This is a genomic window from Winkia neuii subsp. neuii DSM 8576, from assembly GCF_000420405.1.
In the GTDB taxonomy this organism is placed as follows: Bacteria; Actinomycetota; Actinomycetes; order Actinomycetales; family Actinomycetaceae; genus Winkia; species Winkia neuii.
In genome coordinates this window covers 272,751-289,622 of record NZ_ATUW01000002.1, presented here as the reverse complement: position 1 = coordinate 289,622, position 16,872 = coordinate 272,751, and the positions used below count along the sequence as shown (strand labels likewise).

Annotated in this window: 11 protein-coding genes; 6 read left to right on the top strand and 5 right to left on the bottom strand. The window is 58.1% G+C overall.

All coding sequences use genetic code 11. From position 1 onward, the window contains the following. Positions 1 to 68 precede the first annotated feature (68 nt). On the top strand, positions 69 to 1,049 hold the full coding sequence (locus tag G437_RS0103070; protein WP_024331129.1) for an LCP family protein: 981 nt from the start codon (positions 69 to 71) through the stop codon (positions 1,047 to 1,049). After that, the gene (locus G437_RS0103065) at positions 1,050 to 2,918 is read left to right on the top strand and encodes a glycosyltransferase family protein (RefSeq protein WP_024331128.1); all 1,869 of its coding nucleotides are present in this window, start codon (positions 1,050 to 1,052) and stop codon (positions 2,916 to 2,918) included. On the opposite strand, the gene wecB is transcribed toward G437_RS0103065, so the two are convergent. Next, positions 2,915 to 4,090, bottom strand: coding sequence for a non-hydrolyzing UDP-N-acetylglucosamine 2-epimerase (gene wecB, locus G437_RS0103060; protein WP_024331127.1), 1,176 nt, complete (start codon positions 4,088 to 4,090; stop codon positions 2,915 to 2,917). The two genes, G437_RS0103065 and wecB, sit on opposite strands and share 4 nt — an antisense overlap. Positions 4,091 to 4,217: 127 nt before the next feature. Here wecB and wecC point away from each other — a divergent pair, with 127 nt between their 5' ends. From wecC to G437_RS10875, 3 genes are read left to right on the top strand one after another with little or no spacing between them, the layout of a single operon-like run. Further along, positions 4,218 to 5,444, top strand: coding sequence for a UDP-N-acetyl-D-mannosamine dehydrogenase (wecC, locus tag G437_RS0103055; protein WP_024331126.1), 1,227 nt, complete (start codon positions 4,218 to 4,220; stop codon positions 5,442 to 5,444). Positions 5,445 to 5,446: 2 nt separating this feature from the next. Further along, positions 5,447 to 6,124 (top strand): hypothetical protein, encoded by a 678-nt coding sequence (locus G437_RS0103050; RefSeq protein WP_024331125.1) that lies wholly within the window; start codon positions 5,447 to 5,449, stop codon positions 6,122 to 6,124. Next, entirely contained in the window at positions 6,121 to 8,310 is a 2,190-nt protein-coding gene (locus tag G437_RS10875; protein WP_024331124.1) for a glycosyltransferase, read from the top strand. The genes G437_RS0103050 and G437_RS10875 overlap by 4 nt, the downstream gene beginning before the upstream one ends. Here the strand turns inward: G437_RS10875 and G437_RS0103040 are convergent. The 4 genes from G437_RS0103040 to G437_RS10485 form a co-directional block, all read right to left on the bottom strand. Next, on the bottom strand, positions 8,291 to 9,472 hold the full coding sequence (locus G437_RS0103040; RefSeq protein WP_024331123.1) for a hypothetical protein: 1,182 nt from the start codon (positions 9,470 to 9,472) through the stop codon (positions 8,291 to 8,293). The genes G437_RS10875 and G437_RS0103040 overlap by 20 nt on opposite strands. A 61-nt stretch (positions 9,473 to 9,533) precedes the next feature. Then, the gene (locus G437_RS0103035; RefSeq protein ID WP_024331122.1) at positions 9,534 to 10,448 is read right to left on the bottom strand and encodes an ABC transporter ATP-binding protein; all 915 of its coding nucleotides are present in this window, start codon (positions 10,446 to 10,448) and stop codon (positions 9,534 to 9,536) included. Then, complete coding sequence (locus tag G437_RS0103030; protein ID WP_024331121.1) at positions 10,432 to 11,427, bottom strand: ABC transporter permease; 996 nt, start codon at positions 11,425 to 11,427, stop codon at positions 10,432 to 10,434. The genes G437_RS0103035 and G437_RS0103030 overlap by 17 nt, the downstream gene beginning before the upstream one ends. Beyond that, on the bottom strand, positions 11,427 to 13,016 hold the full coding sequence (locus tag G437_RS10485) for a glycosyltransferase family 4 protein (protein ID WP_024331120.1): 1,590 nt from the start codon (positions 13,014 to 13,016) through the stop codon (positions 11,427 to 11,429). The genes G437_RS0103030 and G437_RS10485 overlap by 1 nt, the downstream gene beginning before the upstream one ends. A gap of 358 nt (positions 13,017 to 13,374) precedes the next feature. Here G437_RS10485 and rpoB point away from each other — a divergent pair, with 358 nt between their 5' ends. Then, positions 13,375 to 16,869, top strand: coding sequence for a DNA-directed RNA polymerase subunit beta (gene rpoB / locus G437_RS0103020; RefSeq protein WP_024331119.1), 3,495 nt, complete (start codon positions 13,375 to 13,377; stop codon positions 16,867 to 16,869). Positions 16,870 to 16,872: the final 3 nt, after the last annotated feature.

The following is a 16,872-nucleotide window of genomic DNA, read 5'->3' as shown; positions in this document are numbered from 1 at the left end:
GGTACGGATTGCTATAGTCAGTACGCAAGTATGCGCAAGTGAATTTACGGAAGCTAAGAAGGCAGAACATGGCTGGATCTCACTCCACCCCAACGAAGAGTTCCCACCGGGTGCTGAAAACCCTGGCGGTAATCGCCCTCGTAATAGTGCTCCTGTGCGCGGGGGTACTGTGGTGGTTATCGTCGTCAGTTACCGGCAATATTTCGCGGGTAAAAGTCAAAGCCCCCACCATTTCAAAACCGGCCGCAGCTGATGCCACCAACTTCTTAGTCCTAGGCTCAGACGTGCGCCTAGACGCCTCGAACCGCTCCTCCTGGGCCCGGGGAGGGGCACGCACGGACGCCATGATGCTCGTGCAATTTTCGCGCAAACACAATGCGGTTACCGTAATGTCGATTCCGCGTGACGCCTGGGTAGACATCCCCGGCCACGGCAAAGCCAAAATAAACGCCGCCTTTGCATACGGGGGGCCGTCCCTGGCTATCGAGACCGTGCAAGACTTGACCGGAGTGCCAATTGACCACTTCGCAATAGTGAACTTCGAAACCTTCTCGGCCCTAACCGACGCCCTCGGCAGCGTAGAAATCGAAACCACGCGAGGGCCCCAACAGATGAACGGCACGCAAGCGCTAGCCTTCGTCCGCGAGCGCAAATCTTTGCCCGGCGGGGACTTCGATCGGGTGAAGCGACAGCAGGCCTGGATGAGGGCCATAATGGCGGGAATATTTTCCGAGGACGTGCTGTCTTCGCCCTCTAAAACTTTGAACCTCATCCAAACGGCGTCCCAGGACATGACACTCGACGAAGGCCTGGGCACCTCCGAACTGCTTTCCCTAGCTAAGGACGCCCGCCACGTGCGCCCCAAAGACGTCACTTTCATCACCGCCCCCTACACCGGTACCGACACCTCCGCCGACGGCCAATCCATAGTGAACCTGGACTACGAGGTGCTGCAGCCGCTCGCTAAAGCGTGGGCCGAAGACAACCTGCCCCAATACTTGCAAGGAGCAGGAGCTGGGATTCCGCAACTGTCGAAGAGGGTGAACTAGATGGGCCTAGGTGAGCTTCGAAAAGACCTCTGGCACCTGCGCCACGGCGGGGTGAGCGAGCTAAAAGAACATCGTCGGCGGCAAAAAATAGCGGCTACAAAGGCGCCCGCGCCGGCGAAAACGAACAGAAAACTGCCCGGCCCCTGGCCGCTCCCGCTTGCCACCAAACCGCGCCACCAGGTGCGGGCAGCAGTAATTTTGGACGAGTTCTCGGAACTGGCCCTCCGCTACGAATGGGAGCAGGTTCTACTAACGCCGGGTGCATTCGAAAGCCAGCTCGCCCAGAATCAGGTCGACCTGCTCTTTGTCGAATCTGCCTGGCACGGCAACAACGACAAGTGGCGGTTCATGGTAGTCGGAAACAAAACCCCCACCAGCAAGCTGCGCCAGCTTGTGGCGCATTGTAAAGAGGCCGGCATTCCCACCGTATTTTGGAACAAAGAAGACCCGGCCCACTACCTGGACGCCATCGAAACTGCCAAACTGTTCGACTACGTCTTCACCACCGACGAAACCCTGCTGGAACGCTACCGGCACGAATTAGGCCATGACCGGGTGGGAGTACTACCCTTTGCGGCCCAGCCTTCGATACACAATCCCATCAGATTGCCGGAGGGCGGAAAACTGCCCGAGCTTTCAGATGTCGCTTTTGCGGGCATGTACTTTGCGCACAAGTACCCCGAACGGCGCGAGCAAATGGACATGCTTTTAGGGGCGGCGGACGACGTGTCCGCCCGCATGCCCAAAGGGCTCGACATCTTCAGCCGCTATTTAGGCGGGGATTCCCGCTACCAATTTCCAGCCCCGCTCGACAAACGAGTGGTTGGGTCCCTCTCATATCCCCAAATGCTGCACGCCTACCGGCGGTACAAGGCGTTCTTGAACGTCAACTCCGTGGTGAGTTCCCCGTCAATGTGCGCCCGCCGCATTTTTGAAATATCGGCTTGTGGCACCCCGGTGGTGTCTGCGCCCTCGCCGGCAATAGAAAACTTCTTCACGCCACAGGAAGTGGTACAAGTGTCCTCGCGCCCCGAGGCCGGTTATGCGCTGAGGGCATTAGTAAACGACAAGGAGTTGCGCGACCAGATCACGCACCGGGCCCAGCGGCGAATCTGGCAAAAACATACCTACGCCCACCGAATAAACCAGGTACTCGAAACAGTGGGGCTGGAAGGGAGCAGTTGGCATCTGCCCACGGTTACCGCCATGATTTCCACTAACCGCCCGGCCCAGGTGGACCACGTCCTCGATTATTTGCACGCGCAACGCGAAGTGCAGGTGCAGCCCGTAATACTAACCCACGGGTTTTCGCCCTCCGACCCTCAGCTGGGAAAAGCGAAGGACTTAGATCTGCAGATAACCTGGTTGCACGGGGATGCGCAGGACAGCCTTGGGGCTTGCTACAACCAAATTTTGCAGGCCGCCGAGGGCGAGTGGGTGGCCAAGATGGACGACGACGACCTGTATTCGCCGTACTATCTGTTCGAACAGTTGGTGGCCAGCGACTATTCGGGGGCCGACCTGGTTGGCAAACACGCTCACTACCTGTACCTGAAGGGGCGCGACCTGACGGTTTTGCGCTTTGGGGAGTTTGAACACCGCTTCACCAGTTTTGTCTCGGGGCCCACAATCGTGGCCAGGCGCGAGCTGGTCGAAGAAATTGGTTTCGCCGACCGCACTAGGGGCGAGGACACGGCGCTACTCAAGGCGGTGGCGGCGGCCGGGGGCAAAATATTCTCGTCCTCGCGCTTCGGCTTTGCCCAGATGCGCACGGGCGGTACTCACACGTGGGACATTTCCGACTACGAGATTTTGGCTAACTCCACTCTTGCCCACTGCGGGCGCCCCAACAGGGGCGAGCTGGGTTAGTTCTTCTGCAGTTCCACGGTGGTGGGCCCTTCTTCGACCTCAGGCTGGGGTTTCTTGAGCAGCTTGCGAATGGCCATAAGCGCCAGCGCCGCCGAATGTCCGTCCCCAAAGGGGTTCTTGGCATGCGCCATTTCCTGGTACTTTTCGGGATTTTCGATGAGGGCCAGGGCTTCGGAAACGATGTTGTCGGCATTGGTTCCAACCAGGCGCACGGTGCCGGATTGGACGGCTTCGGGGCGCTCGGTGTTGTCGCGCAGCACAAGCACGGGCTTGCCCAGGGCGGGGGCTTCTTCTTGGACGCCGCCGGAATCGGACAGGATTAGGTGGGAGCGTTCTTCCATGTGGGAAAATTCGCTGTAGTTTAGCGGCTCGCAGATAAGCACGTTGGAGTCGCCTTCGAGGTGGGGGCCGATGGTTTGGCGCACGGTGGGGTTGGCGTGAGCTGGGAAGACGATTTGCCAATCTTTTAGGTGCGTCGCCAGGCGGTGGACGGCCTCGCCCACGTGTTCCATGGGCTCTCCCCAGTTTTCGCGGCGGTGGCAGGTGAGCAGCAAAACGGGGGCCTTGGAGTCGTATATTCGCTGGAGGCGTTCGTCGGCAAAGGCAGCCGGCTTTTTTAGTACGTGCAGGAGTGCGTCGATCACTGTGTTGCCTACGACAGCAATGGTGTCGGGGTTTACCCCTTCGCGCAGCAGGTTGTTGCGAGAGACCTCGGTGGGGGCGAGGTTTAGGGAAGACACCTGCGTGGTGATCTTGCGGTTCGCCTCTTCAGGAAATGGCGAGAACATGTCTCCAGAGCGCAGCCCGGCCTCCAGGTGAATTACAGGAATCTGCATGTTGAATGCGGCGAGGGCGGCGATTGCCACAGTGGTGGTGTCACCTTGCACCAGTACAGCGTCCGGGCAGGTATCGGCGAGGATAGGAGTAAGGCGTTTGAAAATCTTTGCCGAAAGCTTGTTCAGCGACTGTCCTTTTTCGAAGGCCGACAGGTCGTAGTCGGGTTCAATGTCAAAAAGTTTGTTTACCGATTCGAGCATTTCTTTGTGCTGGCCGGTTGATACTGCGATAGGGGAAAAATCTGCAGCTGAATGCAATGCTCGGATTACAGGAGCGACTTTAATCGCTTCTGGCCTGGTGCCATATATCACAAGGATGCGGTGTTTATTAGGCATTTTATCGCTTTCGGATGGGAAGGGGAGCAAAAAATATACTAACATGTTTGCTTGAAGGCTCTCTTTGCTTGTGTTCCCCGCATGAATTGGAGTCTGAAGTATGTAGGTCCCACCAGAAGGGAAAAGAATGCGCGAACATGGTTCTTTAGCCGTAATTGGCCTCGGCTATATTGGTCTGCCCACCGCAGTGGTTCTGGCCCAAAACGGCTGGAAAGTGACGGGAGTCGACGTCTCAGAGCGCACTTTGGAATTCGTAAATGCCGGAAAGTTGCCTTTTGTCGAGGAGGGGCTCGAAAAAGCGCTCAAGGAGGTTGTTGATTCCGGCAGGCTCGTCGCGCAAAAAGAAACTCCGGCCTCGGATGTGTACATCATTTCGGTGCCCACCCCATTCCAGGGTGAGCACGAGGCCGACCTGTCCTACATAGATGCGGCGGTCGACAAGATAATCCCCCAGCTGCGGGGCAACGAGTTGGTAATTTTGGAGTCCACTTCGCCGCCGCTTACTACCGAGCGCATGGCCGAGCGCGTGTTTGCCGCTCGTCCGGATCTGAAGCGCGAGGGCGAGGGGCACGTAATGTTTGCTCACGCTCCTGAGCGCGTCCTTCCGGGGCGCATCATGGTCGAGATGACGGCCAACGATCGCATTATCGGGGGGCTGACTCCGCAAGCGACTCAGCGCGCCAAGGAGGTCTACGACACCTTTTGTGCTGGCCACGTGCACACTACCGATGCGAAGACCGCCGAACTGGCTAAGCTCGTCGAAAATTCCTTCCGCGACGTCAACATTGCCTTTGCCAACGAATTGTCGCTAATTGCTGACAAGTTGGGAATCGACGTGTGGGAACTGATCGACTTGGCGAACAAGCACCCGCGCGTGAACATTCTGCGTCCGGGCCCCGGCGTGGGCGGGCACTGCATCGCTGTGGATCCCTGGTTCATAGTCGCAGCTGATCGCCAGAATGCCCGTCTGATCGGGACCGCGCGCGAAGTAAACGATGCTAAACCAAAATTTGTGCTCAAGAAAGTGGCCGACGCCCTCGGCAATGTGGCCCGGCCGAAGATTGCAATCTTGGGGCTGGCCTTCAAACCGAATATTGACGATCTGCGCGAATCGCCCGCGCTGCGCATCGCCAAGGAACTGGTTAGTGGCAGGCAGGCCACCTTCGACATCTACGAGCCCAACGTCACCGAGCTGCCGCAGGCTTTACAGGCAGACGGGGTAACGCTGGCAGATACAGACAATCCCGGCTCCGGCTACGATTTGGCGCTGGTACTAGTTGGGCACGACCAGTTCACCCCGGAGTTTTTGGAAGGCCTCGGCGCCCACGAAACCCTCAATTTTATCGGCAGGTAACCATGGGCGGGCTAGTAGACAGCGCGGCAAATACACTCGTACTAGTAGAAGAATTTCCTGCTCCGCAACTAGCTGAGTTGGACTTGCCGGCGGGAAGCCGTATCGCGGTATTAGGGGAGCGGGAAGAGAAAACCTTCGACGGGGTCAGCCAAATCCTGCTGTGCTGCCAGGAGCCCAGTCTTGCTTTTCCCCTTGCCGAGCTCGCCAAAGACGGCGCCCACGCAGCCTTTTTGGCAGTTTCCCCACCTGCGGAATTCGACAACGTTTGGGTGCTGTCCTGGATGCGGATGCTGCGCTCGCTCGGTGCCAGCGCCTACGAGGGCGCAGCTGGCATGTGGCTATTCCAAATCGGGGGGCAAGCGGCGCCCTCGGTCATAAGCCGCTGGGTGGCAGACGCGCTCGCCGCGCCGGGGCGAGCCCTGCAAACTGGCACGGGCCAAGAGGTCGAAGAAAAATATTTGGGGTTGCTCAAATATGTGCGCAACCACCGCCAGGAAGCTTCGCCCTCGCCCGTCGCCAAAATCCCGGAAGGGCAGGGCCAAGACCGGGAACAGTTACTCAAAAAACTCAAAGATGTGCAAAACCAAAAGGACAGGCTGGCCGCCCGGTACAAATCGCTGGCTGAATCAAAACTGGGCTCGCTAACACTTAAATGGTGGGCGCGCGGAGGAAACAAGTGAAACGCACCGGAGAAGTACCCGAAGAAGTTCGCCGCCTGCTATTAGACGCCGGCGCCCTAGACGCCGAGATCGCGTCCCTTTCTAAGCACTTAGACCAAAACCAAAAGCTGCGCCCGCTCCCGCTCGAACAACATCCGTGCCGGGTATCCGTGATCGTCCCGGCCTACAATGCCGCTGCAACGCTCGGGCGCACCCTCACCTCTCTGGGCAGCCAGAGCCTGCCTGCAACAGACTACGAAGTGCTCGTAATTTTGAACGGGCCTGAAGACGGCAGTAGCAAGCTGCTGGAAGAATTCGGCCAGCAAAACCAGTACTCCAATCTGCGCTGGGTCAGAGCCGACCGAAAGGGGGCGGGGCGGGCCCGCAACATTGGCCTTTCGATGGCTAGGGGAGCCTACGTCACCTTCGTCGACGCCGACGACGCCGTAGAACCGCACTTTCTGGAGCAGCTGCTGGCCCACGCCGGTAAGGACGTAATCTCGGTAGCCCCAATAGTGAACTATGTGGGCAGTGCACCCCAAGCTCAAAACTCCCTCGCAGATCGAATAAACAACAATGCGGGCAAAGAAGTAGCCGTCGATTCGGTCCCGTGGATGCTGGGATTTAACGCCTGTAAGCTGCTGCCAGCCAAGATAGCGGCCGCCCTCAGCTACCGCGAAGACTTAGAATCAGGCGAGGACGTAGTGTACTTTGCCAGCGCGCTCGCGGGCAAGGGATTGCACTTTCACTTTCCGGATCAGGAAGGCGGCGCCTACCTGCGCTTCCTTACTCCCGATTCAGTTTCGCGCCAAGAGGTCTCCTACGCTTTCAACGTGCGGGCACGGCTGGACTGCGTGCGGGCTTTAGAGCAGGCGCGCAAGGCAGAAAATAGTGCGGTAATCACCTCTCTAATCAGCGCTCAATACGGGTTTGCGGTGCGCTATTTGCAGGCGTATCCCGAAAAGGCCGACTTGGTGGAAGCCGATCTTGCCGAGCGTTCACTGCTGGCATTTCCCTGGCAGAAGGTAAACGAGGGCAAGGCTACGAACCTGGTGTTTGCCTACTGTTTCTCGCCATTTTCCGACACTTCCGCTACGGTCGCGGCGAAGGTGGTTGCCGACCTCGGTGCGATCTCCGACGTTATTAGCAACGACATGTCCAAGTTGCGTCGCAAAGACCAGTCGTTGTCCGTGATCGCCGACCGCTGGATTGAGCATAAGTCTGTGGTCAACGCGCCCGTGTCTTTTTCGGGCTGGGAGCCCACGGTTTCATTTGCCCACCAGGCGGTTGCGGTAGCCGAGCGGCAGGCGGCAGCTGGAAGCGGATACCGCACAATGTATTCGAGGGCCTTGTGGGCGGCCTCCCACGTGGCGGCATTCCTGTTCAAACGGCGCCACCCTCAAGTACGCTGGACAGCCGAGTTTTCGGACCCGCTGCGGCGGGACGTTACGGGGAACCTGCGCTCGGGCACCTTTAGCGAGGGCGACATGTCAAAAATGATGCTGCGCTACCTGTCGCAGCAGGGCTACCAGTTGCTTGAGCAGAATTCATATTTTGAGCTGATCGAGATTTGTACGTTTCTCGCGGCCGATGAACTCATTTTCACGAACGACAACCAGTTGGACTACATGGTTGCCGACTACCCGGACGATATTCGGCGGCTGGTAAAAGCGAAAGCTACGGTGCGCCACCATCCCACCCCTCCCGCCGCCTCCTACGAGGTAGTGGAATCTGACTATAAGATGCCCTCGGGGGTTGTGAACATCGCCTACTTCGGGGCATTTTACAAAAATCGTGGTCTGGACGACGTGTTTGTGGCACTGCGAAATTTGTCGCAGGCAGAGCAGCGCAAGGTACGTTTCCACGTCTTTTGTAACAAACCTAAAGAGGTAAAAGAACGTGTTACCTCTTACGGGATCGACTTGCTCACCTACGTGAACGGGTACTTACCCTACTTAGAATTCTTGAATGTTTGCAAGCAATGTCAAGTACTCTTGCTGAACGATGCCATATGCCTCGACACCATGCCCATAAACCCGTTCCTGCCCTCCAAGTACGCTGACTATTTGGGAGCGGGGCGCGATATTTGGGCCCTGGTAGAACCGGGTTCTTCGCTAGCTAAGGCGAACGTGGCCTACAAGTGCCAGGCGGGCAACTCTGCGGCAATCTTGAAGCAGCTGCGCACAATCATTGCCCAGCAAGCTTAGCCTCGGCATCTTTCAGCAGCTGTAGGGTGCGTTGATATTCTAAGAAGTCCTTTTCGGTGTAGGGCAGAATACCGAAACCCGCTAGAGTCTTTATCAATCCGGGGCGGTAGCTAGGGGGAACTTTGTGTAAGAAGTTCGAATTGTAGCGTTCAAAGAAGGTCAAATCGGCCCGGGCAACGAACTCGTCTACGGCGGCGGGCACGTCTGAAACGAATATGTCGGCCACCTCCGCACCCAGGTGTTTTCTCATGTAGAAAGACAACATATGCGACGTAAAGGAAGAACCGAATGGCACGCGATGTTGGGGGTAGGGGCGGCGGGGTTCTTCCACAGGTAGGCTCTGGCCAGTGAGTCGTTCGACGAGCCTTAGCAGTACCCATTTGCGGTAGAGTTTTTCGGTCCCTGGTTCCGCCAGCGATTTCAGCGACTCAGACAGCAGTTCGGGGTGGGTTTTGGCGGAAATTAGTGCAGTCCCAATCTCGGTAAGGCCGAGGGCGGGGTTGTACCAGGTCAGGCCCAAGAAGTCGAAGACGGGATAGCCTGTCTCTATTTGCCCCAGTCCCCTGAAGGTCATGTTGGCCGAGCTAGCTTCTAAGATTGTTCCGAACGAGAGCGTCTGTAGGCCCAGGGTGGGGGCGGCCAAGATAGCGCCCAGGGCCATGAAGGCCCAGGTGTGGGTGTGGAATCTGGCGGCGACCAGGTTTGTCTTTACGGAAATTACGGGGAAATTAGTGAAGAACTGGGCTTCCCTCGAGAACCTGCCGCCGAAATCTAAACTGATCAAAGTGGTGTTTTGGGCCGGCAGCAGCTTCCAGGCAGCCAGGGAATCGAAACCTCCTGAAAATGACAGGCCGATATTTCCACTTTTTTGGGGCACGTAGGGGACGGCCAAATTCGGTGCTGAGGCAGAGGGGACAATTTCTGCCCTACAGAAGCTGCGGAGGAATTCCACACAGTCTGGGGGCAGGGGGTGGCCGACCTCTATGCGGTCAAAGGCTCTCCCCGAAATAATTGCCAAGGTGGCGGTCAGAGTCTTGTCGGTGAGCACAATCGGGCGCCCGAAGTCGAAGTAACAGCAAAAGTCCTTCCCCTCTCCACGCACCTGAAATTCGAACCTGGTGTTATCCACCAGTGCGAAATCAAAGTAGGAAACCGTAGCCATAGCGCCCTCTTTCAACAAATGTGTATAACCGCTAGTTAATAAAACTAGCCCAGTGGGGGAGCTAACCCAAGCCGTGACGGCGATTCGCAGAGGCTTCGACCTCGGAAAGTTCCACCAGATCAGGTTCGCTGTAGGCCGCCTTCGTTGCCGCCAAAATCTGCTGAGCCTGCTCGGGCTGGTCCTTTGCAAGCAGCCACGACCACTTGCGGTAGTTGCGCGCAACTAAGTAGGCGTCCCCGTCTTGAATAACACGCCCCTTGTGTATCCAAATCGCTCTGGTACACATTTCCTCTACCGTCTGGGCCGCGTGAGAAACGAGGAACATAGTGCCCGCGTTCTTGCGCATCTTTGTCATGGCCTCCTCGGAGCGTTCCCTAAACGCTGCATCGCCAGTATTCAAAGCCTCGTCGATAAGCAAAATATCTGGACGCGATGCCGTGGCAATAGCAAAGCGCAACCTAGAACCCATACCCGAGGAGTAGGTGCGCATGGGCCTGTAAAGCGCGTCCCCTATGTCTGCCAGCGCCGCCACGCGGGGGATAGCTTCTTCCACCTGGGCGGGACTCAATCCCATAGCGAAAGCCCCCAACTTGATGTTCCGGTAACCGGAAAGGTCGGGGATGAGGGCCGCAGACACACCCAGCAAAACCGGCTGCGAGGAAGCCTTTACCACGCCCTCGGTTGGGGTCTCTACGCCAGCGATAATTCGCAAGAGGGTGGATTTGCCAGAACCGTTTAGCCCTACCAGCCCCACCGCTTCACCCGAGCGAACTGCCAAAGACACGTTGGATAGGGCGTGCACCTGCCGGCGGGGATTGCGTCCCATAATCCGCATGGCCGCCCTTGCAGGCAATGAATGCGCCGCGCGCGCTTTGGCGTCGTTTACCTCGGTTTTGTAGGTGACGGAAATGTTATTCACCAAGACCGATATTGGTCCCAGGGGAACATCTACGCCCGTTTTATTGTTCTCGGCCATATTCGACCTCCCGCTGCCAGAAGAAAATAAAGCCAAATACGAATACGCCTGTGGACCAGGCACTTATTGCGGCAAAAAGTGAGGCTGAGGGGACGCGCTGGTAAAGCAAACACTCCCTGTACGCGGTTAGGAACTGGTAAGCCGGATTCCACTCCATCAACGTGACTGCAACAGGGTAGTGCTCGAAGCGCGAGACCGAAAAGAAAATGCCGGAGCCGTAGAACCAAAATCTGGAAAGCAAATTTATTAGCGCGCCCAAATCGGGAATCATATGGCAGAGCTTGCCGCCTATGAGGATCAGTCCCGTGCAGAAGAGCTGCTGGAGGGCCAAAAGGGGGATTAGAAACAACCAGGTAGGCCCGAAGGCGTTAGTGCCGTAGCCGATGGCCAGACAGATTAGCAGGGTGGCGATAGTGGGCAGGGAGTCCACAAAATTGCGTACGGATAGCGAAAATGCTAGCGCCGCCCGGGGGAACGTAAAGGCACGGATTAGATTGCGTCCGCCTCTAATCAGGTTAGAGCCGCCGTTTAGTGCCGAGGTGAAGAACGCGAAGAAAATAACGCCTATTGCTAAATAGCCAACGAATCTGGGCACGCCCCTGGAGGTCTTCAGCAGGAGGCCAAACATCAATCCGTATATGCCAATGTCTAAAAGGGGGTGCAAAATTAGCCAGATATGTCCGAGCAGCATATTTTTAGATTTGCCAAATGCGCGTGCCCTAGCGTTTTGCCAGATGAAATGGCGGCGCTGCCACAGTTGGCTGATGTATGTGCGAAGGGGTGGACGGCCGACTACGGGAGTGAGGTTCCAGTCGGCCAAATACGTTATGCCGTAGGGGGACGTATCTATGGCAATCTCGGAAAGCCAACTGTTCATGTCCTCGGTTACGCCCACTTCGCCGCCGCTCTTTCGGGGCCGGGTTGGGGGGTGCGTTACGGCTGGAATGTCCGCTTCTGGTTTTCTTCGCTTGCCAGCCATTAGAGCCCCCGAATTTTCTGGTAGATGGAATCGTAAATTTTCACGTTGTCTTCCCAAGTCCGTAGGCGGGGCGGGGCAAGCGGCGGTTGAGTCATTGCCCGCCAAATGGTCTTGGCCCACGTGGCTATGTCGGTCGGTTCTACTAAATAGCCCGAGGGCGCAGGTGGAGTGAGCTCAGCTAGCGCGGGGAGGTTTGAACTGACGATTGGCGTGCCCGCTGCTATCGCCTCCATCCCCTTGATTGGGGTGACGGTGCGACACACTGGTTCGTCGCGGCGGGGAATTACAAAGCAATCTAAAGCCTTGTACCACAGTCTGGCCTGCTGCGGGGATACCTTCCCTACGAAATCGACTAAGTCGGCTACTTGCTCCCTCTTTGCCAGGGCTCGCAGAGCAGGCAGGGATTCTCCGAATCCGACCAGCAGCAGGCGGGCGCGCCTACCTTGCCGCTTTAGTTCTTTGAGCGCCAAGATCGCCGTCTCGAAGCCCTCGTAGGGCACGAGCGAAGAAATGGAGCCAAACAGGTATTCGCCATCCGGTAGCCGCAGCTGTTGGCGGGCTTGTGCCTTAGAACAGGGAGCGGGCGGGTTGGCTGGAAGATTTGGCACCACATAAATTTTTTGCGGATTTACGCCGCGGTCAATAAGGCGTTGCCTGTGCACTTTCGACAGCACCACCACGGCGCTGGCCGCGTTGGCTAGTTGGGTTTCTTTGCGCGCAAGGGTGCGATACTGCCAGGTGCGTTGTCCGCCCTCGCGCGCGGCAGGAGGTAGTTTGGAAAGCCATGTGCTTTCTAGCTCTCCGCGCATTTCGTATACCCAGGGGAGGGCGAAACGCTCGGCCACGGCGCGGGTCATAAGCGCATTTTTGAAATCGGTGGTGGTGTGCAAAACGTTTGGCGCAAATGTGTTTGCCTGCTGCGCCAGAGCCTCAGCCTGGGCTTGTAACCTGGCAGGTAGAAAAGCGGGCCAGCGCCCCGGGAGGATGCGTCCGTACTCGACGCCGCCGAGTTGTTCTATATTGGCGTGGGCGAGTTTGCCTATAACTAGTGGGTATCCCAGACGGGTGAAGGCCCGCACCGCCATGTTCTGGCGCCTTTGGCCCGCAAGGATTTGCTGAGACCGCAAGGTGTAGCCCGACTGGGTGTGTGGCAGAGAATTGGTCAGCACGTGAAGCACGCGGTGGCGCCCGGTTGGGATCTGATAGCTGCGGGAGGCCAGCGAGGACGGGTGTAGTTGAAAACGCGGCGTCTGCACTGCGGCGATAGCTTGCAGGCGAGGGCGTAGCCGGCGGGGGGCAGCTTCGACCGCCTCGGGCAGGCGTCCGAGGCGCTGCAGGTACCTGGCGTGGGCAGCCCTAAAAGTGGGTGGGACCGGACGTCCGGCTAGGGCTAGTACTGCCGCTTCGAGCTGGTTGGTGGGACGGGCGCCAACTCGGTTTGCTGCCCCTTCTAAATTGCGCGCCAAAAGCTGGCAGATTACGGGCCCCGAAGGTAGTTTTTGGGCCGGCACGGCCAAAAGATTAGCTATCTTGGGCGGCATCCGGCGGCAGGCCTGCAAAGCCAATAGAGCGGGGTCGGTAGCGGCCATGGCCCGGGCTGCAGACACTCCTAGGAGTAGTTGCCTCAAGAAAAAGGACAAAGGGGCCATGGAACACCGATCTAGACGGGGATATACAACCGTCAATGATATCTGAACTTTCCTTCAGGGTTGAACAAAAGTGTGTCGGATTAGCAACGCGCGGCGGGGTGGTGTGAAACTGCCTACAATAGAAACGTTCAGTATAGACACTAGTGAAAGAAAAAGCTAATCTACTAGTTCGCGTGTTCTGTGTCCGAGGTGAGCTGGAAGTCCCGCATTTAAATGAGCGCAAGGTGCGGTTGAACCCAGTATCAGTTAGGGGCCAGTTCGACGCCGTGCGCAACCATCCATTTAGGAAGGGACACCTTTGGCTGCCTTGAGCACCTCAGACGCACCGGCAGTACGCCGCCGTATCTCATTTAACCAGATTCAAGAACCAATGCAGCTGCCCAACCTGCTGGGCTTGCAGATGCAGTCTTTCGACTGGCTGCTTGGTAACGAGGCGTGGAAAGAGCGAGTAGAAGAATCCCAGGCATCGGGTTCTAACGAACTCCCAGCGATGTCTGGCCTCGAAGAAGTGTTTGCCGAAATTAGCCCAATCCGCGATTTCGGCGAGACCATGTCGCTTTCCTTCCGCGAATACTACTTCGATCAGCCCAAGTACTCGATCGACGAGTGCAAGGAAAAGGACTACACCTATTCGGCGCCGCTGTTCGTTACCGCCGAATTCGTCAACGAAAACACCGGCGAGATTAAGTCGCAGACCGTGTTTATGGGCGATTTCCCGCTAATGACCCCGCGCGGTACCTTCATCATCAACGGCACTGAGCGCGTAGTTGTTTCCCAGCTCGTTCGCAGCCCCGGCGTATACTTCGAACGCACTGCCGACAAGACCTCTGACAAGGATATTTTCGGCTGCCGTTTCATCCCGTCGCGCGGGGCGTGGCTCGAGATGGAAATCGACAAGCGCGAGAACGTGGGCGTGCGCATCGACCGCAAGCGCAAGCAGTCGGCCACTATCTTCCTGCGCGCCCTCGGTATGACCCCCGAGGAGATCCGCACCGAATTCAAAGACTACCCGGTAATGCTCGAAACCCTCGAGAAGGATCCGGAAGGTATCCGCACCACCGAGGATGCGCAAACCGACATCTACCGAAAGATCCGCCCGGGCGAGCCTGCCTCGGCTGAGGCAGGGCGCTCCCTGCTCGAAGGCTTCTACTTCAACGACAAGCGGTACGACCTGGCCAAGGTTGGTCGTTACAAGATCAACAAGAAGCTTGGGCTCGAGACTTCGCTGGACGAGTCAACTCTGCGCCTCGAAGACATCATCACCGCTTTCAAGTACCTGCTTGCGATCCATGCCGGCCAGCGCACCTTCCCCGGTGTGAAGAAGGGCCAGGAAGTGGAAATGCGCGTCGAGACTGACGACATTGACCACTTCGGCAACCGTCGCATCCGCGCCGTAGGCGAACTGATCCAGGTGCAGGTGCGCACGGGCATGTCCCGCATGGAAAGGGTCGTGCGCGAGCGCATGACTACCCAGGACGTCGAGGCGATCACCCCGCAGACCCTGATCAATATTCGCCCGGTCGTGGCCGCTATCAAGGAATTCTTCGGCACCTCCCAGCTGTCGCAGTTCATGGACCAGAACAACCCGCTTGCCGGGCTTACCCACAAGCGCCGTTTGTCCGCCCTCGGCCCCGGTGGCCTGTCCCGCGACCGCGCTGGCATGGAAGTTCGCGACGTGCACCCCTCCCACTATGGGCGCATGTGTCCTATCGAAACTCCTGAAGGCCCCAACATCGGTCTGATCGGCTCGCTCGCTTCGTATGCGCGTATCAATCCGTTCGGCTTTGTCGAGACCCCCTACCGTCGCGTTGTGGACGGCAAGGTTACCGACGATGTCGAATACCTGACCGCAGACGACGAGAATGGCCACTTCATTGCTCAGGCGTCTACTCCTATGGACGAGCACGGCAACATTCAAGGGGACGAGGTCGTCTGCCGTATCGCTGGTGGCGACCCCACCTTGGTGCCGGTCGAGGACGTTGATTACATCGACGTTTCGGCGCGCCAGATGTGCTCGGTCGCGACCGCCCTCATCCCGTTCCTGGAGCACGACGACGCTAACCGTGCACTTATGGGCGCAAACATGCAGCGTCAGGCTGTGCCGCTGCTGAAGACCGAGGCCCCGATGGTGGGTACCGGCATGGAACGGCGGTGCGCCCTCGATGCCGGCGATTCCGTGGTGGCTGCCAAGGCTGGCGTAGTCGAGGAGCTGGATGCTGACTCGATTTCCGTGGCTAACGACGACGGCACCCACCAGGTGTACAAGCTCGAGAAATTTGAGCGCTCCAACCCGGGCAACTGCTCCAACCAGCACGTTGCAGTCGAGGTCGGCCAACGCGTCGAAAAAGGCGACCTGCTGGCGGACGGTCCCGCAACGGACGGTGGCGAACTCGCCCTCGGCAAGAACCTGCTGGTTGCCTACATGTCGTGGGAAGGCCTCAACTATGAGGACGCGATCATTTTGTCGCGCCGCGTGGTCCAGGACGACGTGCTCACCTCGATTCACATCGAAGAGCACGAAATTGACGCCCGCGAAACCAAGCTGGGCCTTGAAGAGATCACGCGCGACATTCCCAACGTGGGCGAGGACGCACTTGCTAACCTCGACGAGCGCGGCATCATTCGCATCGGCGCCGAGGTAACTTCCGGCGACATCCTGGTTGGCAAGGTCACCCCGAAGGGCGAAACGGAGCTTACCAGCGAAGAGCGCCTGCTGCGGGCCATCTTCGGCGAAAAGGCCCGCGAGGTACGCGACACCTCGATGCGCGTTCCGCACGGCGAGTCCGGCATTGTGATTGGCGTGCGCGAATTCAACGACGACGAGGACGAACTGCCCCCGGGTGTCAAGCACATGGTGCGCGTTTATGTTGCCCAGCGTCGCAAGATCACGGTTGGCGACAAGATGTCTGGCCGCCACGGCAACAAGGGCGTGGTTTCTAAGATTCTGCCCATCGAGGACATGCCGTTCATGGAGGACGGTACTCCGGTAGACATCATTTTGAACCCGCTGGGCGTGCCCGGTCGTATGAACGTCGGCCAGGTACTCGAGATGCACCTAGGGTGGATCGCTTCGCAGGGGTGGGATGCCACAGAGGCGCTGAAGAATAACGAGGAGTGGACCAAGCTGCTGCCCAAGGATGGCCTGAAGGCCCCGGCGCGCTCACTGCTGGCCACCCCGGTATTCGACGGTGTGCAGCAGGAAGAACTGAATGGCTTACTCACTTGCACTCTGCCTAACCGCGACGGGGTGCGAATGGTCAACGACCTGGGCAAGGCCCAGCTGTTCGACGGCCGCTCTGGCGAGCCGTTCCCGTACCGGATTGCGGTTGGCTACAAGTACATGCTGAAGCTGCACCACTTGGTGGACGACAAGATTCACGCCCGTTCCACTGGCCCGTACTCGATGATCACCCAGCAGCCACTAGGTGGTAAGGCGCAGTTCGGTGGCCAGCGCTTCGGCGAAATGGAAGTGTGGGCAATGGAAGCGTACGGTGCTGCCTACGCCCTGCAGGAACTACTTACCGTAAAGTCTGACGACATCGTCGGGCGCGTGAAGGTGTACGAGGCGATCGTAAAGGGTGACGACATTCCGGAACCGGGCATTCCCGAATCGTTCCGCGTGCTCATCCAGGAAATGCGTTCTCTGTGCCTGAACGTTGAGGCACTTGACGCAGAAGGCGCGGCGGTTTCGCTGCGCGACGAAGAAGATGATGCGGGCCGCGCAACCGAGGAGCTGGGTATTAACCTCGGCGCCAGGCCGAACGCTGCATCTTCCACGCTGGACGAGATTTAAGGA

Bases quoted from the DNA above. Each gene is read 5' to 3' on its own strand.
- G437_RS10485 (WP_024331120.1), bottom strand. From the start codon at position 13,016: ATGGCCGCTACCGACCCCGCTCTATTGGCTTTGCAGGCCTGCCGCCGG.
- G437_RS0103050 (WP_024331125.1), top strand. From the start codon at position 5,447: ATGGGCGGGCTAGTAGACAGCGCGGCAAATACACTCGTACTAGTAGAA.
- G437_RS0103040 (WP_024331123.1), bottom strand. From the start codon at position 9,472: ATGGCTACGGTTTCCTACTTTGATTTCGCACTGGTGGATAACACCAGG.
- G437_RS0103065 (WP_024331128.1), top strand. From the start codon at position 1,050: ATGGGCCTAGGTGAGCTTCGAAAAGACCTCTGGCACCTGCGCCACGGC.
- G437_RS0103030 (WP_024331121.1), bottom strand. From the start codon at position 11,427: ATGGCTGGCAAGCGAAGAAAACCAGAAGCGGACATTCCAGCCGTAACG.
- wecB (WP_024331127.1), bottom strand. From the start codon at position 4,090: ATGCCTAATAAACACCGCATCCTTGTGATATATGGCACCAGGCCAGAA.
- G437_RS0103070 (WP_024331129.1), top strand. From the start codon at position 69: ATGGCTGGATCTCACTCCACCCCAACGAAGAGTTCCCACCGGGTGCTG.
- G437_RS0103035 (WP_024331122.1), bottom strand. From the start codon at position 10,448: ATGGCCGAGAACAATAAAACGGGCGTAGATGTTCCCCTGGGACCAATA.
- wecC (WP_024331126.1), top strand. From the start codon at position 4,218: ATGCGCGAACATGGTTCTTTAGCCGTAATTGGCCTCGGCTATATTGGT.